Source organism: Bacillus sp. NTK034 (assembly GCF_017303275.1).
GTDB lineage: Bacteria > Bacillota > Bacilli > Bacillales > Cytobacillaceae > Cytobacillus.
The window spans coordinates 182,925-207,267 of record NZ_JAFKOJ010000008.1; the positions used below are offsets into that span (position 1 = coordinate 182,925).

A 24,343-nucleotide genomic window follows, 5' to 3' on the forward strand; every position below is an offset into this window, starting at 1 on the left:
TTATGGATATTACCGAGCTGTATACGTGTCATTATAAACGCCTTTATCATATATGTTTCTCGATGACAAGAGACGCTTATCTTGCGGAGGATATCGTTCAGGAAACGTTTATTAAAGCCATGAAGAAAGCGGAAACGATTATCGATGAAGAAAAAGCGGGCGCATGGCTGTCTGTCATTGCCCGAAGGACCGCCCTGGATGTTATTAGAAGAGAAAGGCGAAAGGCTGCTGTGCCGATGGAGCAGGACATGCTGGAATGCCTCGGTGTAGCTGCGAAACAGAATGTCGAGCAGGAAGTTGAATCCGGCTTTGCTGCTGAAGAAATCACCGGAGCCGTAAAGCAGCTGACAGGCAGCTATAGAGATATTCTTTTGCTGAAAATTGACCGGGGATTAAAGGAAAGGGAAATAGCGGCTATGCTTAATTTAAATCCATCAACTGTAAAAACCAGGATCTTCAGGGCTCGAAAGCAGCTGAAAATGATGGTGCAAATGGGCGCATAATAACGAAAAAGAGAGCAATTGGCCAATAAGATCGGCCGCTTGCTCTCTTTTATATTTTACCCATCCTGCACTCAGTTCCAATGGACCCGTACTTCTTATCGATATTGGTTCGGATGGCATTATGACTTTTTCAAACTCTTGTTTTCTTCACGGTTATTTGTCTTATATGCTTTTGCATAGCAGACGGCCGAATTAGGAAATAATAATAAAAACTTTCGAGAAAGAGATATAAGGAATAGATATGATCTTACTTATAGCTTCAATAATCGCCTTTAATATGGCTGCCTTCAAAATAAATAATAAAATGACTCCCAGCCAAGTTTTGCAAATCTGGACTTTTACGATTGCTTTTCAGATGTTATTTGATTTAATTGTTGAATTTAAACATCATCATTATTGGTACTTTTCTCCAGGTGTTGAATGGGTAGGTTTGCTGCCGAGGTTATTTTTAATTCCGCCGGTGAACATCATTTTTTTGAATGGATTCCCTTTTTCAAAAGGCGTTCTTAAAAAAATGGTTTATCTGCTTTTCTTTGTTGCGGGAATTATCCTATATGAAATGGCGGCTCTGCTTCCCGAACCATGGGGTTTCTTTAACTATGGCACATGGAAGATATGGTATTCGATTATGGTTGATCCATTTCTTCTGCTGTCTCTCGTTTTATTTTATAAATTTATGCTTTTATTAGAGCAGAAAAGTTTCTTACATAAAAAGTATTGAAACAATTAAAGGCGGTTTATTGTATGTATTGGTTTCCTTATCTTTCATTGGCTATAAATCTGCTGGTAATCAGGTACATGCCAAGGCGTTTAACGAGAAAAGAAATTTATGTCAGCTGGGTTGTTATTGCCTTAATTAACTTAAGTACGGATGTAATACTGAGTTTTTATTTTCGGCTTTATGAGCTAAATGGCGGGGGAGTGCAGCTGGGAGTCCACATCATTGAACTGACTCTTGGAGCATCATTTGGGATTATCTTTTTAAATTTCATGCCAGAAAGCAAGCGTTCTTTTTTCTTTTATACAGCAGTCTGGGTCATTTTTTCACTTCTTTTCGAAATGGTTACCGTCAAGCTGAACTTTTTAAACTACTTTTCCTGGAAATGGTGGTATTCTGCCCCCTATTATTTTGCAGCTTTTTTATTTGTGCGCTGGCATTTGCATTTTATTAGGTCAAATTAAAGCTTCCTGTTTGTGCAGGAAGCTCATTTATCTGTTTGGGAGCCTATCTTTATGCCTGGCCATTCTGTTGCCGAAGAAACTCTTGGCCTCGTGCTTTATCACATTTCGGATTGTTTTTAGTATTTTCAAGTTCATCACCACTATAGAAATACGCCGAAAAAAATTATTCTGTGCCAGTCCTTATCTGGTAATATGAGAAAAAAATGAACAAAAGACCACTGCTTCGATTATCAGAGGCAGGAGTCTTTTCTTGCATTTTGGGAGACATCTCAATTTTCGTTATAAAACCATATTTTTCCCTGCTGAAAAATGGTTTTTATTATTGATATAATAGATGGATGTGTACAGCGGAGGTGAAACAGCATGAATGCATTTATTAAGGTGCTTAAAGAATCATTTAATTTCAGCGGGAGATCCAGACGAAAAGATTATTGGATGTTTATTCTGTTTACATTTGTCATTTCAATCATTTTAACGGTTATTGAGATGGCGCTGGGATTGGAGATTACAGAGGACATTGGAATTCTTACAACCCTGTTCTCTGTGATTATGATAATTCCGAGTCTTTCTGTAACTGTCAGAAGACTCCATGACACAGGGAAAAGCGGCTGGTGGATTTTAATATCTTTGATTCCTTTAATCGGAGGGATTATTATCCTCATCTTTACTCTAATGGACAGCGAACCTGGATCAAATAAATACGGACCTAATCCTAAAAAAGCAATATAAAAAATTCTCCAGCCGCCTCGGCTGGAATTTTTTTTTGAAACTATTTTTGAGAAAATTCGTATTACTTTTAAGTGGTATCTTTACCCGGAAGTGAGGAATTTAGGTGAGGAATAGAGTATTGAAGAGACTTTCATATCTTTATACCGGAGAAACGACGAGCCTCATAATGTTTGTTTTTATCAGTTATCTGGTGAATTATACATATCCTGATCTCCATTTATATTCACTATCTTCTTTCTGGTCATCATTTCTGCTGCTGGAGTACTTACTCCTTCAAGGCTCCATTTATTGGTTTGTAAAATGGAAGCGCCTAAAAAAGGAAAATACATCAGCTGCCCCGATCAGGTTGGTTGAGCATTTATGGGCCATTAAAAAATGGAACATTGCTACGATATTAATAATTCCGGCTGCTTTCATTGCAGATTTTTATATGTGGCAACCATCAATCCCTCAGGGAATAACCATTGCCGCCTTTATCTATATCTTTGCCATTCTGGAGTATATTAACTATTTTCATATTCAGCTATCTTATGATAATCGCTCTGACATTAACAGCCTCAAGCAGACAAAGCGTTTTAAACAAGCATGCTTGAGCAAGGATTTTAAAAGGCTGAAAAATATTAAAGCAGAAAGCAGGAATTTACGGTGAGCATACTGAACAGGAGTTGGTAGAATCACAGAATTGGTAAAGTATAGACGGAATAATGTATAAGGGAGTTGGCCAGGAATGAATGGGATTATATGCTAAATACAAAGGAAGAGACTCTGAACTTCCACGACATAGAGAAAGAATAATGCATTCCATTGAAAAAGATTTGATCCATGATCAAAATGTATTGTCTGTTTTTTATGGCGGTTCAATAGGAGAGAACAGTGCGGATTTATTTTCAGACATTGATCTGCGGATTGTCGTGCATGATAAGGTATTTGAGGAATATAGGCTTAATAAAAAGGTAAGGGCGAAAAAATGGGGAAATGTTTTATTCTTTGAAGATAATCCCCGTTCATCATATACTGTTGCACACTATACTAATTTTATTAAAGTTGATGCATTTTATTATCGTTCCCAACAGCTCCAGCCATCTGTATGGCTTCAAAATATAAAGATTGTTCATGATACGGATAGACTAATGCTTACATTATCGGAAAAGTCAAAAGTTTTAACTTACCAGCCTACTCTTGAAGAAGTAGAGAGCTGGAGAAATAAATTTTTTGCATATATACATGAGATATACAGAAGAGTGAGCCGGGGGGAGATATATTACGCTCTGCACTGCTTGGACAATCTCCGGTTATCTATGATAACCGCATGGCATATGGAGGCTGGACTGCAGCCAAATACCTTTGGAGACTGGGCCAAATTGCAGGGACCAAGGAGCAAACTGGAGACCTGGCAGCTAAAACTGTTGGAGGAATGGTTCAGCAGTGCGGAACACTCTGAAATTATGAAGGTGATGACAAGCATTTTCCCGGAATTCAAAAGAGTACATGCATGTCTATGTCACAAGGTTGGACTGGAAGAAAATGAAGATTGGGTGGATAAGGTACTCGAAATGGTTAATTGAGCCATAAAATAATAAAAGAAAGCAGGCGAAATTATGGCAAAAGTAATTGGATTTGAATTAAACAGCCAGGATCCGGAAAAAGCAGCTGAGTTTTATTCCAATGTTTTCGGATGGGAGATTGAAGAACCGAATTGGGGATACTGGCCAGTCAAGACAGGGAATGACAAAAATCATGCAATAAATGGGGGCATTAGTAAAGGGCCACACGATTACCCGCATGGAACCCGTATTCAGATAGAAGTGGAATCGATTGACGAATCCATTTCATTGGCAAAAGAAAATGGGGCAATGGTGGTAAGGGATAAAATGGAATTTGCTGATTTTTATCTTGCCTATCTGGTGGATCCGGTCGGGCTTGGGTTTGGGCTTATTCAGAGAAAGGGATAAGATGGGCATCCCTCTTGCTTTCTGTCATGATAAAGGAGAACTCTTAATTGAAAAAGTTACATTAAGCGAAGTAAGATTGCTGACACGAATCTTAGGGAGGATAAGACTCCTATTCCATTTGAAAGATGTAACGTAGAAGGCAGTAAAATAAAAAACAGCAGCTTGAAACATGGTGAAATTATCGATAGTTACATAAGCGGGATGAAGTTCAATGGTATTTTTGTGTAAGACTATTCCAAGCTATGAGCAGGTAAATAACAAATATATGGTGATGCTCCAGATGCTTGTGAAGATTAGCGACGAAAATGACGAAGGAAAATGGTCGTTAATCAAGAAGATTAACGACGAAAAAGAAGAGGGACGAAGGAAAATGGTCGTTAATCAAGAAGAATAACGACGAAAAAGAAGAGGGACGAAGGAAAATGGTCGTTAATCAAGTAGAATAACGACGAAAAAGAAGAGGGTCAAGGGAAAATGGTAGTTAATCGAGATGAATATCGACGGAAATGACGAAGGTCGAAGGAGAATGGTATTTAATCCTGTGTCTGCATCAAAAAAGTTTCGCAGGTTTGGTTCTAATTAGTCCCAAATTTACTGAAGATAAATAGGAGGCCATACTATGAGCTTAGGTGCAAATTATCTAATAATCGTAAAGAAAAGGTTCCAGGCTGTGAAGGAGTTAGCGGATATAACCATTCAGCGGCTTTCCAAGGAGGAATTGAATTGGGCTTGCAATGAAGAGTCCAATAGTACAGCGGTGATTATCAGGCATATGAGCGGCAATATGGTTTCACGGTGGACCGATTTTTTGACATCAGATGGAGAAAAGCCTTATCGAAACAGGGATGAGGAGTTCTCGACAGCTACGGCTTCAAAGGATGAACTAATTTTAATTTGGGAAAAAGGGTGGAAGGTGCTGTTTTCCGCTTTAGATAGTTTAAAAGAGCAGGATCTGCTTAAAAATATCACTATTCGCGGCGAAAGTCATATGGTAGTGGATGCAATTGAAAGGCAAATGGCGCATTATTCTTATCATGTTGGACAGATTGTTTATATCGGGAAGCTAATTAAAAACGGTGAGTGGGAAAGCCTCAGTATTCCAAAAGGGAAATCTGATGAATTTCTTAAGGAAATGCTCGACAAGCATGATGCCGGACAATAGGCAGTGTAATATTTGCAATATTTTTTCGTCTGTATTTATCTACTTCGTCGCGCTTCATACATTACTAGCCTAATGGTATAATAAGGAAAAATCGAAAGAAGTGTTCTTTTTGGATCTAATTACAGGGAAAATCGTGTTTACTTCTTTATTTATTATCCTTATACATAGTATTGAAACACTGGCTTATGCAGTCCGATTATCGGGTGCAAGGGTCAAACTGATAGCATCAGGGCTTTCTTTGTTCAGTACCATTGTCATTGTTTCACGAATGGCAAATATGGGTCAGCAGCCTTTGCTTGGCAGTATTATTGATACTGCGCCCGAACAAGACTTTCTCGGTTATGTTGAAAGTCAATTCAGGGTGTTAATAGGGGCATCCACAATAGGTACCATCATTGGTATTCTATTGCTCCCGACGTTCATAGCCATTTTCTCTAGAGCAATAATCCGTCTTGCCGATGAGGGAGGGTCAGTGCCTTCACTGCTGAAAATCGGGTTTAATTGGGAATCAGCAATGAAAGCAATCAAACATTTTAAGATTCCGAAAATTTCCTATTTAAATGGGCTTAAACTAAGTGAAATACCGAAACGGCTATTTTTATTCAATATGTTTGTAACAGCCATTTATACAATTGGAGTATTGGCAGCTCTATATGCTTCCTTGCTTTCTCAGGAAAGTGAAAGAACTGCTATAATGGCATCTGGACTCATAAACGGTGTGGCAACGATCCTTCTTACCATTTTTGTGGACCCGAAAATATCTGTCATGTCAGATAATGTGGTGCATGGGAAGGCCAAGTATACGAATTTAAAAGGAATTTCCATTATGATGGTTACCTCCAGATTGATTGGAACAGTCCTTGCACAAATCATGTTTATACCTGGTGCGTATTATATTGCCTGGGCTTCAAAGTTTTTTGTATAAAACATAAACAGAAAAAACGGCACTGTCGATTCAGTGCCGTCTGTTTTTATATTTAAATGCTTTGACTCTTCTTGCGCTTGCTTACATATTTGTATGTGAACACAATAATGATTCCTGCAATAATAATCAGGGCGAGAGGCAGGGCATAGCTATTAAAGATTTCCTCTGCTTCTTTATAATGAGGGCCCAGTTTATATCCCAAATAAACATAGAATGCGGTAATCGGCAGCATTGCCAGGAATGTATAGATAGAGAACTTCCACACATTCATTTTGGCCATCCCGCATGGAATGGAGATCGCTGTACGGACAACTGGCATAAAACGGGCGAAGAAAGCTACTCCTGCGCCATATTTTTCAAAAAACTTGTCCGAAGCATCAATTTGTTTTTGCGAAACCAAGAAATATTTCCCATACTTTAAAACCATTGGGCGGCCGCCATATCGGCCCAATGCATATAATGTCAGCGGTCCAATCGTTCCTCCCACTGTACCTGCTAATACGACTAAATAATAATTAAAATCTCCCTGGAAGACCCAGAAGCCTGCCAAAGGAAGAACCACTTCTGCCGGTATAAATTCAAAGCATAATGAAAGCAAAATACCAAAGTAAGAAAACTGTTTTAAGAAATCAATAAAGCTGATGATAATTTCTGACATAGCCACACATCCTGTTGATTAATAAGAAAAGCGCAAGCGCCTTGCTCACGAATGAACGCAGACTAAGAACGCCACGTCCTGTGGCAACGTCTGCATGACCCACATCCTGTGGGCCTCAAGCACAAGACGAGCCTCACGGAAAGGCGTCCTTTGCCTTTTTGAGAGGATTGGCTTGTGACCTCGAGGGGGTAGGCGCTGAAGCTAGACAATAAGAAAAGCGCAAGCGCCTTGCTCACGAATGAACGCAGACTAAAAACGCCACGTCCTGTGGCAACGTCTGCATGACCCACATCCTGCTTGCGCTAGACAGTTCACGAAGTTCAAAGATATAAAACGTACATAAGTCAGTCTAACGGGTAATAGGAAAACAATCAAGTATTTATATAGACGCAAAAAGAAACGGCAGCTGCCGAAATTGGAGCCGCCGTTTTTCCTAGGCTAATAGGGGCTTGCTTTTAAAAACCTCCAGATAATGAAGCTGGTGACCATCTTTTTCGTGGACCTTGAATGTGAATCCATCAGCTTCAATCTCTGTTCCTATCTCTGCTTCCATATGCTGTGTCAGGAACCAGCCGCCAATTGTATCAACATCTTCATGCTCAAAATCTGTGCCAAGCAGATTATTGACATCGTCTATAAGAAGCTTGGAATCCAGAATATAATGGTTATCGTTTAGCTTTCTAATTTCAGGAACTTCGTCTTCATCAAATTCATCACGAATTTCTCCGACAATTTCTTCGAGTATGTCTTCAACAGTCACTAATCCGGAAGTTCCGCCATATTCATCCATTAAAATGGCAATATGGATGCGTTCTTTTTGCATTTTTACAAGCAGGTCATGAATCGGAATGCTTTCAATTACATGGATTACCGGGTTAATAAACGAGTCAAGCTCAAGATTCTCCGGGGTGATCTTGTTTGTAAGACTGGCCGTCAGAAATTCTTTTACATTAATAAACCCGCGGATATTGTCTTTATCCCCATCTTCAACTGGATATCGCGTGTAATTCTCTGTTTGGATAGTTTGCATAATATCTGCCAGTGTATCATCCGAGGCAATCGTAATCATCTCGGTACGCGGAACCATTATTTCTTTCGCAATTCTTTCGTCAAATTCAAAGATATTGTTCACGTACTTTAACTCATTTTTATTGATCTCACCGCTTTTATAACTCTCGGATAAAAGGATTCGCAATTCTTCTTCAGAATGGGCAATTTCATGCTCAGAAGCCGGTTTTAAACCAAATATGCCAACCAGTACCCGAGCAGATCCATTTAAGAACCAAATGAAAGGGAACATTAAACGATAGAACCAAATAATTGGTGTTGCGAACGCCATTGTAACGGCCTCAGCTTTTTGAATGGCAACGGTTTTGGGTGCAAGCTCACCTACAACTACATGCAGGAAGGTGACTAAAGCAAACGCAATGCCAAAGGATAAAATATGAGTTAGCGATTCGGCGATTTCAAATCTTTCAAATACCGGGTGCAATAATTTTTCAACTGTCGGCTCACCCAGCCACCCCAAACCTAATGCGGTTATGGTAATCCCTAACTGACAGGCTGATAAATACTCATCAAGGTGAGTAACGACTCTCTTAGCTGCAATAGCCCTTTTATTGCCCTCAGCAATCAGCTGATCAATTCGGGAAACACGTACTTTTACAATCGCAAACTCAGTTGCTACGAAGAATGCGGTTAATGCTATTAATAGTGCAATCAGTAATAAATTTATGGTTGTCAACGAGCAGTCTTACTTAAAAGTAAGACATACACCTCCTAAAATGGTAATAATCCTTATAAAGTTCACTACTTAAATTGTGCCCAAATTGATATCCATAATGCTCCAAAAACCCAAAAAACTGTTTGGGCGCAGGATATTCAGTTAAGCAATAAAAGCAAGGTCTGAATTAATGATAAGCTTTCATGTGAAATGTTTTTTTTGACATATTCGTATTTTTCGGGATCAGATTTCTTCAGCTGAGAAAGTGCTTTTGTGACATCTTCCTCCAGATCCTGAATTTTAAGCCTTAGTTCAAGAACATCCACCTCTTCAGAAAATCGGCTGATAACTTTTTTCTTTATTTCCTCCAGCGATAAACCATCCGCTTTACATCTTTCGATAAAAGCAATCCGTTCGATGGCGGAATAATCATAATAGCGATAATTTGAAGGGGAACGTTCTGCTTTTAGCAGGCCAAGTGAAGTATAGTAATCAATCGTTCTCTTAGTAACCTTTGCTTTTTCAGCCAATTCTCCTATTCTTAACTTCTCAGCCCCATGAGGATTCCTCCAAACTGTTACGTGATGGTTATGAAACTAATTATACTAAAAATTAATAGAAAATCAATGAATTTGAATAAAGAAGCAAGCAGGAAGGAAGAGATTTCCATAAAAAAACAACACCGGATAACCGGTGTTATTTATATTTTAGGCTTTAACTGCCTCATTCTTTGCTTCTGTTTCCGCTACAATCACTGCACATGCAGCATCACCTGTAATGTTGACTGCCGTTCGCGTCATATCAAGCAGACGGTCAATACCAATGATTAATGCAATCCCTTCAACAGGAAGATTGACAGAGTTAAGGACCATGGCAAGCATAATCAAACCGACACCTGGCACACCAGCTGTACCAACACTGGCAAGAACGGCAGTCAGGACGACCGTAATAAGCTGTGTCAATGTTAAATCAACATTATATACCTGAGCAATGAAAATAGTTGCAACACCCTGCATGATGGCTGTTCCATCCATGTTGATGGTTGCACCGAGAGGCTGAACAAAGCTGCTGATTGATTCAGGAACCTTCAAATTTTTCTGAGCAGTATTCATGGAAATCGGCAGTGTCGCATTACTGCTTGATGTACTGAAAGCAACACCCATGGCCGGCGCAAAGCCTTTAAAGAACCATAGCGGGTTTTTCTTTGCAAGTAAAGCAATAGAACCTCCATAAGTTAAAATCGCATGTATAAACAATGCAAGAAGAACAACGATCATATAAAGTCCCATAGCTTTAATGGCACTCAGACCCTGACTGCCTACAGCAGAAACGATAAGTCCGAACGTTCCATAAGGGGCAAATCTCATCACCAGGTTAACAAGGTACATCATCATGTCATTGCCTTGTTCAATAAGGTTTAATATGCCTTTTGTTTTATTGCCAAGCATGGTTAGTGCAAATCCGACAAAAATTGAAAAAGTGATAATCTGAAGCATGTTGCCTTCCGTGAAGGCTTTTACCGGATTGGTTGGAATAATATTTAATAATGTCTCTGAAACAGGAGGAGCCTCTTTAGATTCATACTCTACGTTTGTTACGTCAAATTCACCAACGTTCCCTGGCTGGAAAACAGCTGCCAAAGCAAGACCGATGACGATTGCAATGCTGGTGGTTACCAGAAAGTAGGAGATGGTCTTAATCCCAATTCTTCCTAACTTCTTAGGATCACCGAGGCCTGCTGTCCCAAGAGTGATGGAAAAGAAGACGATCGGAACAACCAGCATATTGATGAGATTTAAAAAGATTTTTCCAAGCGGAGTAAATAAAAACTTGTCTAGCTCGGGGAAAATGCCAGGTGCAAATAAGTTAATCAAAAGACCTGTGATTCCCCCGGCGATTAGAGCAATAATAATTTTAGTTGATAATTTCATACACGTTCCTCCAATGAATAATGTAAAAAAATGTAAACCGGAAACAAAAAATATTTTGCCTTTCCTATATTACCCCCAAAAAACATAATCCTAACTAAAAAAGGCAACAAAAAAACACAGAGGTAATAACCACTGTGCATTTATGCAGTGTTTCCCTCTCAACACGCTTACGAGGTTAGCTGTCGGGTTCGGGTCTTGAGAGTACCCTACCTGTAAAAGGATTCACCCCAGGTACTTTTATAAAAAAGTACAGTTGGTTCCCCCGCTCAATTAAGATTAAGCGAAAAATTATTAATGATTTTTTAATATATTAACAATAATCATAAAAGTTGTAAATCATACGATTTTCTTATCTATGATTACTATTAATTAAATAGTAATTTAATAGAAAAGGTCAATTAGATTTTTGAGCAATAAGATTAGAAGTTAAGCCAGCTTAAAAGAGGATGTCTTTTTTTGTCCTTCACTTTCAGTTCCTTCTTATTCAGCTTGTCTTCATGTTCCGCCAGCCACTCTTTTAACTCTTCTTTATCCTTGCATTGCGTATAATAAGTCTCGCCGTTTTTCCCAGTGGCACTCACAACATATCTGCATGTATTTCCCATAAAGCACCCTTTTCAAAGTAATTTCTTATAGAATTATAACAAGATTTATGACAATGTCCACCATTATTTTTTAAGATTATGGGTATTGGTTTTGGGAAAATTGCTGATGAAAAAATATGACTGAAAAAAATCCAGCTCAGATTTCCGCTGGATATTTTTCGCTTCTGACTTTATCCAATTGGTTCAGCAGCTTTATTGATTATGGGGAAAGTTTTATCCTGTTGTCAGAACCTGGGGGAATGGCCTTTCCTATTTGCGCAAAACTGTAATAAAGCCTTCCAGAATATCGTGACTGACAGTAAACCCTTTGCGTGTATAAAATTCAAGGGCCTCTGTATTCCCATTTGACACATAGATAAAATAATCTTCAACATCTTTAAATTGACTTAACCATTCCATCGACATGTTAAAAAGCACTGATCCAATTCCATATTGCCTGTAGCCATCTTTTATATAGAATTGTGATAAGCACCCAACATTGTCTTTCCCCACTGAATTTAAATCAAAAAATGTGGCGAAATCATTAGAGTAGGCTTCCTTCGGAGAAACATTGGAATAGACATAGCCCACAATTTCTTCATGGTCCTTAACAATCACAATAAAATTATGTATAGCAGATTTTGCGGATGGAATCATCCTTGTTTCAAAATTCATACTGTCAAAACGCTCAGGTGTTATATGTGCCTTAGATTTCTGGAAAGTCATCAGCTCATTGCATAAATCCCGGCAAAGGCTGATTTTTTCTTCTGTTATCACTTCATATTTTAAATTCATCCAATTCACCCCCTTAGTTATCATTTTATATTGGAATGCCTTCATTCGTCCAAAAAAGAGGGAAATGATCTTTGATAGAGAAATTAATTTTTAAAACTAATTTCAAAAGAGGGACCATAATGATTAAGGAAATTAATATTAAAGACCGAAAAGCTGCTGAGCAGGTTCTAAGTGTACAGCTTCCCGCGTATAAAATTGAGGCTGAAATCATTGGATGTCCAGATTTACCGCCTTTGAAGGATACGGCTGATGCCTTGCGAATAACCGGAGAGACCTTCTTTGGGTATTTTATTGGTGAAACATTATGCGGTGCGATTTCGTTTAAAGAGGAAAATAATGTTTTAGATATTCATAGATTGATTGTTCATCCTGAACATTTTAGAAAGGGTATTGCACAAAAGCTGCTGAACTTCATTGAACTGAGGCCAATGATTGAAAAAATGATTGTCACAACAGGTTCTAAGAATACACCTGCTGTCGCTTTTTATTTAAAGAATGGTTTTAAAGAGCTTGAGAAAATAGAGATAAATGAATCACTGACTATTACTGCTTTTGAGAAATATTTGTTTAATACTGGATGATTAAGCGCTTCTTTCAATTGGAAGAATCATGCTTATTACCGAAAATATTAGAGACCGTTATTCCTGTCCCGCAATTGTTTTAGGTCATGGAATAATACCTTAAAGGGGAATACTCATGTTAATTAAGAATTATGATAAAAGGTTAAGTTCTGTAATTAATAATGCTGGTTTTTCTGGTGTCGTACTTGTTAAAGAAAACGAAGATATGATCCTTCAATTAGCAGAGGGGTATGCTGATAGAGCAAATGAAACTTCCAATAATCCAGGAACCAGGTTTGGCATCGCCTCCGGGTGTAAGGTTTTTACGGCGGTTGCTATTTGTCAATTGGCCGAGAAAGGATCCATATCATTTGAAACAAGATTTAAAGATGTATTGGAGGATGTTTTTCCCTTCTTTGATGAGACAATGACCATTCATCACCTGTTAACCCATTCATCTGGAATGCCTGACTATTTTGATGAGTCAGTTATGGATGATTTTGAGGACCTGTGGAAAGAAAGGCCAATGTACCTATTAAATCATCTTAGAGATTTTCTTCCTATGTTCCAGAATAAAAAAATGATGTTCAAGCCGGGGGAGAGATTTCATTATAATAATGCCGGATATATACTTTTGGGTTTAATTATAGAGAAGAAGGCAGGAATGAGTTTCCAGGATTATATCCAGTCCCATATTTTTGAACCATGCGGAATGAAGGATTCAGGCTTTTTCCGATTTGACAGTCTTCCTGGAAATACAGCAATTGGTTATATAGATAATGAAGAAGATGGGACATGGAGAACCAATATTTATTCATTGCCCATTAGAGGCGGTTCTGACGGAGGAGCCTATGTTACTGCTCAGGATATGACCTTATTTTGGGAAGCATTGTGTAAAAACAAGCTCCTGAGCGAAGAGTATACTGAAAAGCTTATGAGCCCGCATGCCAAAACAGATGAGAATGATTATTACGGCTACGGATTATGGATCAGCAAGAAAAACGGATCCATCTTCAAATATCACCTCATGGGCTATGACCCGGGAGTCAGCTTTCATTCTGCCTATTATCCTGAAAGCGGAATAACCCTCGTAGTGCCATCAAATAAATCATATGGTCCCTTCAAAATAATGGGAGAGATTGAAAAGGACTTGTAGAGAAGTTAGATACAGACGCGCAGTTTTGTATCTGAGCGGGTCTGTTAAAAAAGGAGCGGTTATATGAATTTTAATTTAAGAGAAGCTATGGAGATTCTTGAACGGACACCCCGTACGCTGGATTCATTGCTAAGCGGGCTATCTTCGGAATGGCTTAAAGGCAATGAAGGGGATGGCACGTGGAATGCAGCCGAAGTGGTTGATCATTTGATTGATGGTGAGGAGAAAAATTGGATTCCGCGGCTGAAATTGATTCTGCAGGAAGGGGAAAGCAAGCCATTCCCTCCATTTGACCGGTATGCTCATTTAAATGTGTCAGATGATCTATCACTTGAAGACAAGCTTGAAGCCTTTAAGACCCTTAGAATGAAGAATTTAGCCACACTTACTGGTATAACTGATCTGGAAACTCATTTCGAAAAAACAGGGCTTCATCCGGCATTTGGTCCAGTTAGAGTCAGGGAATTGATTTCCACTTGGGCAGTGCATGACCTTACGCATATTTCACAGATTTCAAGAGTATTGGCAAATAGATACAGGACAGATGTTGGTCCTTGGATTGAGTATTTGGGCATTTTAAAAAAGGAAGAACTTTAAATAAATTACATTAATGTTAAGTATTGTAAAATAGTAAATTTTTGGGACCAATACCTCATGCTATGTCCGAAGGTGTTCATTTATACTTGGAGATGATTGTGACTTTTCTGAATATTTATAAGTCCTTTCAAAAAAATGTGGAGGCGAATGAATGCTGAATCGTAAGAAAAAAGGCCTGCTGTTATCTTTTATTTTGGTTACTGTCATTCTGATCGTGATGCAGCCCATTCAAAATTCAATAACCAGGGCAGCTGCCGGGGATGGGTCCTGGTCATCACCTTATTCCGTTTCACAGGGAATCAGTACTCAAAACAACTCTTCCAAAACTGTTCAAGGCTATGTGGTAGGACAGCCGACTGCGGCAAATACGGTTATTTCCAGCGGGTTTCCAAATGACTATGCTTTGGCTCTGTCAGATAGTCCATCAGAGACCAGCACAGACAGGATGCTTTATGTTCAAATACCTTCCTCGTTCCGATCAGCTTTTGGTTTAAAATCCAATCCATCTTTGATTGGAGAAAAAATTAAGGTAACCGGAACGCTTACCGCCTATTTTTCTCATCCAGGGCTAAAAGATGGAACTGCCTTCGAACAAGCTGGTGATGGAACAGCCGATCCCGGCCCGGAACCAGGGGGATATTATGATGCTGCAAACGGAAAAACTGGAGAGGATTTAAAAACAGCCCTCCATACAATCATTGATGACCACACGGAAATTTCCTATTCGAATGTATGGGAAGCGCTGCGCGAAACTGATGAAGATCCTGCCAATCCCAATAACGTCATTCTTTTGTATACTGGCCGCTCTCAGGGGAAATTCACTAATGGTTCTGGCGTCAATGATTGGAACAGGGAGCACGTTTGGGCTAAATCGCATGGGGACTTTGGTACAGCGATGGGTGCGGGAACAGACCTGCATCATTTGCGGCCAACAGATGCTTCCGTAAACAGCTCGAGAGGAAATCTTGACTTTGACGATGGAGGCACCCAGCATTCAGAGGCACTGGGAAACTACTATGATTCAGATTCCTGGGAACCAAGGGATACGGTAAAAGGCGATGTTGCGAGAATGCTTTTTTATATGGCTGTCCGTTATGAAGGAGACAGCGGAGAGGTGGATCTGGAGCTGAACAATCAGGTCAATAATGGCTCTGCTCCTTATCATGGCAAAATGTCTGTCCTGCTTGAGTGGCATAAGGAAGATCCAGTAGATGATAACGAGCGGAGAAGAAACGAAATCATCTATTCTGATTACCAGCATAACCGCAATCCATTTATAGATCATCCCGAGTGGGCATCAGCAATTTGGGAATAACCTTCTGGCAGCACTTTCCGTACAGGGAAGTGCTTTTTATTTTACATGCTATGTAAAAAAAAAGATTGACAAGAGTTTTACATGGGAGTAATTTATATTTATTAATTTTATAGTAACCTTTTTGCTGAATCATTTTGAGCGGGGGAACCAATTTTGATAAACCTGGTTTATCTTGGGGTGAATCTTAGCATATTAAAGCTAAGAAGGGATACTCTCAATCCCTAATCCGACAGCTAACTCCGTAAGCCGAATCGAGAGAAGGGTTGATGGAAACCATTAGCCATTCTTTTATTAAGAGTGGTTTTTTTGTGTTCATTTTCAAAAAGAAGGGAATTTCTTCAATGAAAAAACAGTATGCTGTATTTGGTTTAGGCCGCTTTGGCGGAAGTCTCGTAAAGGAATTTCATGAATTGGGTGTGGAAGTGCTCGCAATTGATGTCGACCAGGAGAAAGTAAATCAATACTCACAGTTTGTGACATATGCAGTTCAAATCAATGGTATCGATGAAGCTGCGATAAAGCAATCAGGAATAAAAAATATTGATCATGCATTTGTTTCATTTGGTGAAAATATTGAGTCCAGCATTTTGACATCCCTGTTATTAAAAGAAATGGGGATTCCAAAGGTATGGGCAAAGGCACATAATGAGTATCATGCCAGGGTGCTCGAAAAAATTGGCGTCGATCGTGTGATCCATCCGGAGCGGGATATGGCTAAGCGGATTGCCCACCATATTGTTTCAGAAAAAATGATTGATTATATTGAGCTGTCTGAAGATTACAGTATGGTTGAGATTGTGGCTACAGATAAAATCTCAAGCAAATCCCTATCTGAATTGAATATAAGGGCTAAGTATGGCTGTAATATCGTGGGGATTCAGCGCGGGAAAGAAATAATCGTTACTCCGCCAGCTGAAGAGGTCATTTTAAGGGGAGATGTCCTGATTGTAATGGGACACAATAATGGAATTGGCAGATTTGAGAGGCATGGAGTATAAGCTTTTTCAATGATGTTTACCATTTAAATGAAGGAGATTATGGACCATGTACAAAGAAACCAGAAAGACAAGAAGAATTGAGCGGCCCAGCACATGGATCAGGATGAATCCTGCCCAGGCTTTGTCTGTTGGCTTTTTAATTCTAATAGCCATTGGCACCCTGCTGCTCATGCTCCCTTTTTCGACTAGTGACAGACATCATTTATCGTTTATTGATGCATTATTTGAAGCGACCTCTGCCGTATGTGTAACAGGTTTAGTCGTCGTGGATACACAAACAACTTTTACTGTTTTTGGCCAGGTAGTTCTTATGGCTCTTATACAAATAGGCGGACTTGGTTTTATGACCTTTGGAGTTCTCATTGCCATTATGCTTGGGAAAAATATTGGCTTAAAGGGAAGGCTGATGATACAGGAATCATTAAATCAGCTTACAATTGAAGGGATGGTCCGTCTCGTAAAATTCGTGGTGGCTTTTACTCTGATTGTTGAAGCAATTGGCGCCATCATTTTGGCTGTTCGGTGGGCAGAAGATTTTGGATTTCCGCAATCTTTATATTATGGGGCTTTTCATTCTGTCTCAGCTTTTAATAATGCCGGGTTTGATATCATGGGCGACTTTAGCAGTGTTACCGGTTATGCAGGTGACATTACTGTCATTATGACGTTAAGCTCACTGTTTATCATCGGGGGGATTGGCTATATCGTGCTGCTTGATTTAAAAATCAATAAAAGCTTGCGGAAACTTTCTCTCCATACCAAATTGGTTTTGCTGATGACACTGATTCTAAATATTTTAGGCACAGTTTTCATATTTCTTTTGGAATTCAATAATCCTGCGACAATTGGTGACTTGGGAATGAAGGAAAAACTGTTAGGATCTTATTTTCATGGCGTCGTTCCTAGAACAGCTGGCTTTAATTCGCTTAATACGGGTGAGCTGACCATGGGCTCTCAGCTTATTACCATGCTTCTAATGTTTATTGGCGGAGGATCAGGCGGAACGGCAGGAGGCATTAAAGTAACTACCTTTGCTTTGATCCTGCTTGCTGTCAGAGCCCTCATCAAAGAAGATGAGGAAGTCAATCTGATGGGCAGAAGAATCCCGAAGGAATTAATTTTTCGGGCGTTTACGATTACGGTGTACTCTATGGGTTTAATAGCACTGGTTCTATTTCTTCTTTGTTTGACAGAAAATGCACCGCTGAATATGCTTTTATTTGAAGTTATTTCTGCTTTCGGCACCGTTGGGATGTCTCTTGGATTAACTCCAGAGCTGAGTCCATTAGGAAAACAATTAATTGCTTTTATGATGTTTGCAGGCAGGGTGGGACCGTTAACTCTTGCATTCGCACTAGCCAGAAAAAGAGAAAAAGCTAACTTTAAATATGCAGAAGAGAAAATCATGATTGGATAAGTAAAGGAAAGTTATCTGGTGTATACGACAGATTTCAATAAAATGCCACCATAAAAAGGATAGGGGATTTTAAATGAAAACCAGATTTAATGACTATATAAGCATTAAGATCCATCAGACAGACCTGAACTTAACAAGCTATATTAAGACTAAATTAGCCCATTTAAATATTGCCCCTGAGCAGAACCTTATTCTTATGCTTCTCTGGGAAGAAGACGGATTAAGCCAAAATGAAATCGCCAGGCGGCTGGATAAAGATAAATCCAACATTACCAGAATGCTGAGCAGTCTTGAAAAGAAAGGATTTATCAATAAAAGCATGAATAAAGAGGACAGCAGATCTCTGAATGTCTATCTAACAGAAAACGGCAAAAATCTCAGCGAGCATGTATATCCAATCACAGAGGAATTTCACTCGATCGTCACATCAGGTATTACGAAAGAAGAGCTGAGAATTGTTGATGATGTTTTAATGAAAATGAGAAGAAATGTAGAGGGTAATAAGTAAAATTAAGGCTGTGCAGGATAGAGTGGAATGCTCTTCCTGTTTTTTTGTGAAGGTCTTGAAGACAAAAATGAGAGCAGCAGTAAGAAAACAGTCGCCATGGAATCTATAAGAATTTAAAGCGGCATTCAAAAGAAAATCAGTTTATGTGCAATTAAACATTTGAACCATCTGAATTAACAGGTAAATCGATTCAGTTCCCCTCATTAATAATGTATAATAAAATACTAACAGGTTTGTATATGAGACTTTATTTAAAATTGTTGGAAATGAAGCAATAGAGACGACAGAGGGGCAGCAGATTCGATATAATTATAAAGTCCCCGATATAGGCAGGAAGGGGAATGGAAAACAATATATACTGCCATTAGAGCTTTTAAAGAAAAATCAGAAGGAAGTTTGATCAGGTGAAACTCATCAACAAACTATTCTCAAAGCAAAAAACGGCTTCGATTGAATTTTGTCAGCGGAATCTGGATGCTTTTTTAAAAGAAGAGAGTGTTGCTGCATTTAATCAATTTCTGAGCCAGAAGAGTGTTAACTATAAAGAATACGAATGTCAGAGCAGATGCAAAGAATGCAAGCAATCACCCTATGCCCTTGCAGACGGGAAACTGATTGCAGCGGAGAATTCGGATGAATTATTGATAAAATTGAAAGAGGAAGTAATGAAATAAAAGGAATCGGAGCAATCCGAGTCCTTTTTTATATAATATCATTTTTTCTGGCGTAACCTTGAATGGTTTACGGCTGTTCAAAATAACAAAAACAAAGTCAGAGTGATGCATTTAGTGCATCGCTCATTTTTGAGGTATATTGGGAATGTATTAATCTATTATTGGTCCTGAAAGAGCATAAAAAAGAAGGAGCACTATTGCTCCTTCCCTGCACCAAGGTCTTCTGCCAATTCGATAATCGCTTTGTTGATTCTCCAGACGAAATAAAGATGATGAATCAAATCTCGCTGGGATTGCTGCCTTGCCGGTGCCAATCGTTCAATTTGTTCCCTTTCATTTTCAAGACTATAAACAAGCATGCCGTCTCCGCTGTCTTTAATCAGGTCCATTAATGTCTCAATATTTAGTTCAAGCTTTTCTTCAATCCTTATGAAAACATCGACCAGCTCATCGGGATAGTCAAATCCTTTTCGGTAGGAGGAAGCCACAAGGTGTCTTGCATAGTAATTGATGGCTGAAAATAATGTAATCCATCTGTTAACATCAGCATGGCGCGGGGATCCGGGTTTCTTTATCAAGGATTGCGCTTCAACGTTTATGGTTTTAAGTTTTTGATCCAATAAGAAGCCTTTGCCTGAAAGCTCCTTAACGTTCACATCTTCCCGGAAGCTTCGCACATACTCAGTGACATACGGTTTCAGTTCTTGAAGGTAATCATTTATGGTATCCGCCACTTTTTCCTTCGTTTTCTTTGGGAAAATAAATAAGGAAACTCCGAATGCAATGCCGGCACCGGCGATTGTATCGATAACCCTTGAACTGATAAGGGAAAATGTAATTCCACCCAGTAAAAGGTCATACATAAAAGCAACCAGCATCGTTATAAACATGCTCATTAACGTATAGGAGACCTCAAACAAATAAAAGGCGAAAAAAACTGCTGCAAAAATCAGCGCAATTTCCAGGACGGAATGGCCGCTGACAACTCTTGCAAGTGTAAATCCTATTACTGCTCCAATAATTGTTCCAACCGAACGCTGAAAACCCTTCGTATAAATGCGTCCGATCGATTCGGTTCCGAGCAAAACAATAAAAGCGGTTAAAAGAACCCAGTAAGGCTGGTCAGGCGAAAGAATCTGGCCGGCAATGATGGAAATGATTGCAGCAGTCAATGCCTGAAAAGCTTTTTTAGTGGAAGGCTTGATGCCCTTATCTTCTTCAGATGGTTCATCTTCATTTTCGCCTTCAGCTGCCTCATCGGATGATTTAATCTCATTGTCTTTCACTTTATGAAGTGCCTGCTGTATGGTTATGCCGCCCTCGATTACATGGTTCGCAATGGACTCGATTCGCCTGATCAAAAACAGCCATCCAGCAGGTTTGTCTTCCCGGCTGAACAAATCAATAATAAGCAGGCGAAGGGCCTGTACAGCAAGCTCTGCTTCACGCAGATTTTGTTCTTCATATTGCTGGGCAAGAACTTCAGCATCGCGAAGAGAACGGGTTACCCAAACCAGGAGTTTTTTCAGCTCATCAATTTCAAGAGCATTCGCTTTTTTTAAGCTTCGAATTGAGTCTGTCAGTGTTTCAATCAGCATACCTGCATCAAATATATATAACCTCAGCTGAGTAGAGGTCAGCCCTGGCCATAATTTTTGAACATCTTCATCATTTACATACTCTGAAACCATTACTGCGTATTCCCTGAGCTTCAGCACGTTTCTCCGCAATTCCTCCCGCTGCTGGGGAGTCATTTCCTTGGCTTTCATCCCCTCAATTAACAGGTTGAACGTAAAATTGCTTTGGAAATGAAAGGAGCGAATGCTTCTTTTCAGGTTTTTCGCGGTGTCCTGAAACAGGATGAAATTGAACAGGAAAGCATACGCGACCCCTATCCAGATGCCGAAGTAAAAGGATGGAAGCTGACTGCCTGATAACTTTAGGATAGATGAAAAATAAAGTGTCATGAATGCAATCATGCATAGAGAAAAATACCGTACGCCAAAGCGGGTTAAATAAAAGCTTAAGAATATTAACAGCACCATTGCAATATCGACAAAGACCGTGCTTCCCGCCAATAGTGAACCAATCGATACCCCCGCCATGGCAGAAATTCCAAGCAGGCCAGTTGTGAGCATCTTACCTTTTTTAGAGTCATCCATCACAATCATGATGCCAAGCATGCCAGCCATTCCGGACACGATCGCCGGAGTGAGAGCGGCTTTAGCACCAGCGCCGGCCAATTGCATGATAAGCAAAGTCGTAAAGACTGAAGCCATTAAACTTAAAGTGGCCCGTCCAGCTTTTTGAAATCGGATAAGCCCGGGATCGGATGCAAGCAATCGACCGAGCCACCGGTGTTTTATAGGGAGCTGCTTCATTGTTTCACCAATCTTTTTAGAGAGTTAAAGATTATTTTACCACTCGTACTTTTATTATCCAAATGAACCAGCTTGAGTTTTTTATGCTTTACTGGTTTAAATACAGAACAAATGTTCTATAATAGAGGATGGAGGGATTTACTATGCCGCTAAAAGACAGAGGGAAAATAAAATGGCTGCCAGCTCATTTCATGCCGGAACACCGGGCGATGTTAAGAAAATTGGAAACTGAACAAATGGCACAAAACAAGCCGCTTATTGATGAATATGAATTGGAGGATTATGAAAACAAAATTCACTATGCAATGGAATTTGCCTTTTTTCTAAAAGTAAAGGTTTGGCGTGGTGGATTTTTCTGCGAATACACAGGGAGGGTAAACAGGCTGGATAGCATCAGCAGAAAAATTTATCTGGAAATGGAAGATGGGTTTCTTGAGAAGGTCCTGTTTGACGAAATCACTGCGGTTGAAGTGAAAGAACGGTGCAGAGAGTCATAATTCAATTTTTGCAGAAAAGTTGAAGCCTTACCAACCATTATTTTCAATTTTTAGATATAATAGAAAGAAAGCGCTGATCGGAGGTACATATGAGCACGGACTTAGAAAAAGCGATAGTACTTCGCAATCTCGGAAAATACAAAGATTCCAACCTTCTGCTTATAAAATTGGCTGAACAGTATCCCTTAAACCCAGTTATTCATTATCAGTGCGGCTGGAGTTTTGACGTTTTAGGGGAGGAATCGAAGGCAGTTTCTTATTATGAAAGAGCGATCGAACTTGGGCTTCCTGAATCAGATCTGCAAGGTGCTATTTTGGGTCTTGGGAGCACATACCGGACACTTGGGGAATATGAAAAGTCAAAGATGGTGTTCGAAAAAGGGATCTCCCAGTTTCCGGCTAATCGTGCAATCCAGGTGTTTTATTCCATGACGCTCCATAATTTAGGCCAGCATAGGCAGGCCATGGAGCTGCTTCTAAAGTGTGTGGCCGAAACCTCTGATGACCCAGAAGTTTTGCAATATAAAAAAGCGATTACCTTTTATGCAGACAAACTTGATGAAATATTTGATAAAGATTAGAAAACGGATATTCCAAAATACATGATATGAAGGTGGATAGATAAAACATCTTTGAATTATAAGGGGTAATTTTAATGAATGAATGGTTAATCGATTTAATGGATAATCTTAAAAGGTCAAACGGCGGCCATATCCTTTATCAATTCGATCAAAGAGACTGCTATCTTCAAAATGCAGTCTCTTATATATCTGCAGGTGCCAAAAGCGGCTGCCATGTTTTATTTGTGGAGAACGACCGTAATTTCCTTCAGATTGATAAAGAGATAAGAAAGCTGTTAAACAAAGAGGAATTAAAGAGAGTCCACTTCGCGAATAACTTTGATTTTTATTATTCGAACGGGGATTTTAATCCTGAAACAGTGTTGAATTTTTTTCTCAAAAACATACATCCTTATTTGGAAAGCGGTACAAAGATTTTTACATGGGGCCTGGTTGAATGGGGAAACGTGAAGGACTATATTCCGTTAGTGGAAGCGTATGAAAAGAAAATTGACAAGGTCATTTCTGAACAGGGTCTGATTTCCCTGTGTGCTTATGATAACAGCATTACCCCTCTGGAATTAAAGAATAATTTAATGCGCTGCCATGATGTGCTAATTACAGATAAAGAATATAAATACTTGCAAAACTAAAGTGTTTGCTATTTTAGGAGATACCGATGGACAAGATCACTTTTCATGATATTTATAAACCGGGACACACCGTTCTGGAAAATGAACTATTTATTCACAACCATAATCCTGACATGCTCCTTCAGTATGACAGCAACTTTGTTGTTTTTAAAAGAATGCCTTCTGTTCAAGAGTTTGAGGAGGCGCATCAATATTTAAGAGATTTTCATCAGAAATATGGCCAAAAGCATGTAAGGTTTTATTTTCCCGATGACGAGGAGCTTTCTGGAGAGCTTCTGGCTTTTTTTCAGAAAGATGAGGATTATACGGTTGGTTTCTTAGAGTTATTTGCCATCCATCCGGCTGATTTTCCTGATGTTCAGGAAAAGGAAGAAATCATAGTCAAAAATGTTACGGATGAAACATGGAATGATTATCTGGAATTCCAGTATGAGCAGGATTCGGTATATGGGGGAAATTTCGCAGAGAAAAAGAAAGCTCAGCATCTTAGAAATTACAGCGATGAATGCATTCAGCAGCTTATTGCATACTATAAAGGGAAAGCTGCCGGATCTGTTGATGTCATTATCAAGGAACGAACAGCTGAAATTGATGGATTGATGGTCCATGAGGATTTTCAGAAAAAGGGCATCGGCAGCCGCCTGCAGAAAGCGGTGATGGATCAGATTAAGGATAAAACCATCATCCTTGTTGCAGATGGAGAAGATACTCCAAAGGAAATGTACCGCAGGCAAAATTATCAGTATCTTGGAAAGCAGTATAATCTGTTAAAAATATATGAATGAAGTGAAGCCTGGTTCTATAGAGAACCAGGTCTTTTTGTGTCAATAGAACATTGTTTTGTTGAGGGGAGAGCTTCCAGGATTGATTTCACGGTACAAAA

Annotated in this window: 29 protein-coding genes and 2 riboswitches; of the genes, 22 read left to right on the forward strand and 7 right to left on the reverse strand. The window is 39.3% G+C overall.

Annotated elements, in window-relative coordinates; genetic code table 11:
- The first annotated feature begins 2 nt into the window (after positions 1 to 2).
- From JI665_RS21155 to JI665_RS21200, 10 genes are all read left to right on the forward strand, one after another.
- Positions 3 to 503 carry an RNA polymerase sigma factor gene (locus JI665_RS21155; protein ID WP_197249428.1) on the forward strand — a complete coding sequence of 167 codons (501 nt, stop codon included), beginning with the start codon at positions 3 to 5 and terminating at the stop codon, positions 501 to 503.
- 241 nt (positions 504 to 744) lie between these two features.
- Positions 745 to 1,224: a hypothetical protein gene (locus tag JI665_RS21160; protein WP_206843776.1), complete on the forward strand. Its 480-nt coding sequence runs from the start codon at positions 745 to 747 to the stop codon at positions 1,222 to 1,224.
- A 23-nt stretch (positions 1,225 to 1,247) separates the two neighbouring features.
- Positions 1,248 to 1,685: a hypothetical protein gene (locus JI665_RS21165; protein ID WP_206843779.1), complete on the forward strand. Its 438-nt coding sequence runs from the start codon at positions 1,248 to 1,250 to the stop codon at positions 1,683 to 1,685.
- Between the two features lie 363 nt (positions 1,686 to 2,048).
- Positions 2,049 to 2,414, forward strand: coding sequence for a DUF805 domain-containing protein (locus JI665_RS21170; RefSeq protein WP_206843781.1), 366 nt, complete (start codon positions 2,049 to 2,051; stop codon positions 2,412 to 2,414).
- 103 nt (positions 2,415 to 2,517) lie between these two features.
- On the forward strand, positions 2,518 to 3,063 hold the full coding sequence (locus tag JI665_RS21175; RefSeq protein ID WP_206843783.1) for a general stress protein: 546 nt from the start codon (positions 2,518 to 2,520) through the stop codon (positions 3,061 to 3,063).
- A gap of 82 nt (positions 3,064 to 3,145) precedes the next feature.
- Positions 3,146 to 3,979 carry an aminoglycoside 6-adenylyltransferase gene (locus JI665_RS21180; protein ID WP_206843786.1) on the forward strand — a complete coding sequence of 278 codons (834 nt, stop codon included), beginning with the start codon at positions 3,146 to 3,148 and terminating at the stop codon, positions 3,977 to 3,979.
- A 33-nt stretch (positions 3,980 to 4,012) separates the two neighbouring features.
- On the forward strand, positions 4,013 to 4,366 hold the full coding sequence (locus tag JI665_RS21185; RefSeq protein WP_206843788.1) for a VOC family protein: 354 nt from the start codon (positions 4,013 to 4,015) through the stop codon (positions 4,364 to 4,366).
- A gap of 211 nt (positions 4,367 to 4,577) precedes the next feature.
- Positions 4,578 to 4,760 carry a hypothetical protein gene (locus JI665_RS21190; RefSeq protein ID WP_206843790.1) on the forward strand — a complete coding sequence of 61 codons (183 nt, stop codon included), beginning with the start codon at positions 4,578 to 4,580 and terminating at the stop codon, positions 4,758 to 4,760.
- A gap of 225 nt (positions 4,761 to 4,985) precedes the next feature.
- Entirely contained in the window at positions 4,986 to 5,528 is a 543-nt protein-coding gene (locus tag JI665_RS21195) for a DUF1572 family protein (RefSeq protein ID WP_206843792.1), read from the forward strand.
- Between the two features lie 109 nt (positions 5,529 to 5,637).
- Positions 5,638 to 6,453 (forward strand): lipid II flippase Amj family protein, encoded by an 816-nt coding sequence (locus tag JI665_RS21200; protein ID WP_206843795.1) that lies wholly within the window; start codon positions 5,638 to 5,640, stop codon positions 6,451 to 6,453.
- Between the two features lie 52 nt (positions 6,454 to 6,505).
- Here the strand turns inward: JI665_RS21200 and JI665_RS21205 are convergent, their stop codons facing one another.
- From JI665_RS21205 to JI665_RS21230, 6 genes are all read right to left on the reverse strand, one after another.
- Complete coding sequence (locus tag JI665_RS21205; protein WP_197249434.1) at positions 6,506 to 7,111, reverse strand: DedA family protein; 606 nt, start codon at positions 7,109 to 7,111, stop codon at positions 6,506 to 6,508.
- A gap of 433 nt (positions 7,112 to 7,544) precedes the next feature.
- Positions 7,545 to 8,855 (reverse strand): hemolysin family protein, encoded by a 1,311-nt coding sequence (locus tag JI665_RS21210; protein WP_206843798.1) that lies wholly within the window; start codon positions 8,853 to 8,855, stop codon positions 7,545 to 7,547.
- A gap of 137 nt (positions 8,856 to 8,992) precedes the next feature.
- A complete protein-coding gene (locus JI665_RS21215) occupies positions 8,993 to 9,364 on the reverse strand; it encodes a MerR family transcriptional regulator (RefSeq protein WP_206843800.1) in 372 nt (123 codons plus the stop codon).
- A 177-nt stretch (positions 9,365 to 9,541) separates the two neighbouring features.
- Complete coding sequence (locus JI665_RS21220; RefSeq protein ID WP_206843802.1) at positions 9,542 to 10,765, reverse strand: dicarboxylate/amino acid:cation symporter; 1,224 nt, start codon at positions 10,763 to 10,765, stop codon at positions 9,542 to 9,544.
- A gap of 148 nt (positions 10,766 to 10,913) precedes the next feature.
- Positions 10,914 to 11,058, reverse strand: a riboswitch (cyclic di-AMP (ydaO/yuaA leader).
- Positions 11,059 to 11,184: 126 nt separating this feature from the next.
- Positions 11,185 to 11,370 carry a hypothetical protein gene (locus JI665_RS21225; RefSeq protein WP_009333656.1) on the reverse strand — a complete coding sequence of 62 codons (186 nt, stop codon included), beginning with the start codon at positions 11,368 to 11,370 and terminating at the stop codon, positions 11,185 to 11,187.
- A gap of 249 nt (positions 11,371 to 11,619) precedes the next feature.
- On the reverse strand, positions 11,620 to 12,144 hold the full coding sequence (locus tag JI665_RS21230) for a GNAT family N-acetyltransferase (RefSeq protein WP_206843805.1): 525 nt from the start codon (positions 12,142 to 12,144) through the stop codon (positions 11,620 to 11,622).
- A 119-nt stretch (positions 12,145 to 12,263) separates the two neighbouring features.
- On the opposite strand from JI665_RS21230, the gene JI665_RS21235 reads away from it, so the two are divergent.
- The 8 genes from JI665_RS21235 to JI665_RS21270 all read left to right on the forward strand — a co-directional run bounded on the left by JI665_RS21235 (position 12,264) and on the right by JI665_RS21270 (position 19,369).
- Positions 12,264 to 12,725 (forward strand): GNAT family N-acetyltransferase, encoded by a 462-nt coding sequence (locus tag JI665_RS21235; RefSeq protein WP_206843808.1) that lies wholly within the window; start codon positions 12,264 to 12,266, stop codon positions 12,723 to 12,725.
- A gap of 115 nt (positions 12,726 to 12,840) precedes the next feature.
- The gene (locus JI665_RS21240) at positions 12,841 to 13,860 is read left to right on the forward strand and encodes a serine hydrolase domain-containing protein (protein WP_206843810.1); all 1,020 of its coding nucleotides are present in this window, start codon (positions 12,841 to 12,843) and stop codon (positions 13,858 to 13,860) included.
- Positions 13,861 to 13,923: 63 nt separating this feature from the next.
- A complete protein-coding gene (locus tag JI665_RS21245) occupies positions 13,924 to 14,457 on the forward strand; it encodes a DinB family protein (RefSeq protein ID WP_206843813.1) in 534 nt (177 codons plus the stop codon).
- A gap of 151 nt (positions 14,458 to 14,608) precedes the next feature.
- On the forward strand, positions 14,609 to 15,772 hold the full coding sequence (locus tag JI665_RS21250) for an endonuclease (RefSeq protein WP_206843815.1): 1,164 nt from the start codon (positions 14,609 to 14,611) through the stop codon (positions 15,770 to 15,772).
- Between the two features lie 112 nt (positions 15,773 to 15,884).
- A riboswitch (cyclic di-AMP (ydaO/yuaA leader) is annotated at positions 15,885 to 16,035 on the forward strand.
- 78 nt (positions 16,036 to 16,113) lie between these two features.
- Positions 16,114 to 16,770, forward strand: a complete 657-nt coding sequence (locus tag JI665_RS21255; protein WP_206843818.1) for a potassium channel family protein — start codon at positions 16,114 to 16,116, stop codon at positions 16,768 to 16,770.
- Between the two features lie 46 nt (positions 16,771 to 16,816).
- The gene (locus JI665_RS21260) at positions 16,817 to 18,187 is read left to right on the forward strand and encodes a TrkH family potassium uptake protein (protein WP_206843821.1); all 1,371 of its coding nucleotides are present in this window, start codon (positions 16,817 to 16,819) and stop codon (positions 18,185 to 18,187) included.
- A 73-nt stretch (positions 18,188 to 18,260) separates the two neighbouring features.
- Positions 18,261 to 18,695 carry a MarR family winged helix-turn-helix transcriptional regulator gene (locus JI665_RS21265; protein ID WP_206843822.1) on the forward strand — a complete coding sequence of 145 codons (435 nt, stop codon included), beginning with the start codon at positions 18,261 to 18,263 and terminating at the stop codon, positions 18,693 to 18,695.
- Between the two features lie 404 nt (positions 18,696 to 19,099).
- The gene (locus JI665_RS21270) at positions 19,100 to 19,369 is read left to right on the forward strand and encodes a DUF1450 domain-containing protein (RefSeq protein ID WP_206843825.1); all 270 of its coding nucleotides are present in this window, start codon (positions 19,100 to 19,102) and stop codon (positions 19,367 to 19,369) included.
- Between the two features lie 194 nt (positions 19,370 to 19,563).
- On the opposite strand, the gene JI665_RS21275 is transcribed toward JI665_RS21270, so the two are convergent.
- Positions 19,564 to 21,711 (reverse strand): FUSC family protein, encoded by a 2,148-nt coding sequence (locus JI665_RS21275; protein WP_206843826.1) that lies wholly within the window; start codon positions 21,709 to 21,711, stop codon positions 19,564 to 19,566.
- Between the two features lie 182 nt (positions 21,712 to 21,893).
- Between JI665_RS21275 and JI665_RS21280 the strand changes: the two genes are divergently transcribed.
- The 4 genes from JI665_RS21280 to JI665_RS21295 all read left to right on the forward strand — a co-directional run bounded on the left by JI665_RS21280 (position 21,894) and on the right by JI665_RS21295 (position 24,245).
- Positions 21,894 to 22,247, forward strand: coding sequence for a YolD-like family protein (locus tag JI665_RS21280; protein WP_206843828.1), 354 nt, complete (start codon positions 21,894 to 21,896; stop codon positions 22,245 to 22,247).
- Between the two features lie 89 nt (positions 22,248 to 22,336).
- Complete coding sequence (locus JI665_RS21285) at positions 22,337 to 22,828, forward strand: tetratricopeptide repeat protein (RefSeq protein ID WP_206843830.1); 492 nt, start codon at positions 22,337 to 22,339, stop codon at positions 22,826 to 22,828.
- A gap of 74 nt (positions 22,829 to 22,902) precedes the next feature.
- Positions 22,903 to 23,460, forward strand: coding sequence for an MEDS domain-containing protein (locus tag JI665_RS21290; RefSeq protein WP_206843831.1), 558 nt, complete (start codon positions 22,903 to 22,905; stop codon positions 23,458 to 23,460).
- Positions 23,461 to 23,486: 26 nt separating this feature from the next.
- Positions 23,487 to 24,245 (forward strand): GNAT family N-acetyltransferase, encoded by a 759-nt coding sequence (locus JI665_RS21295; RefSeq protein ID WP_206843834.1) that lies wholly within the window; start codon positions 23,487 to 23,489, stop codon positions 24,243 to 24,245.
- The last annotated feature ends 98 nt before the right edge of the window (positions 24,246 to 24,343 follow it).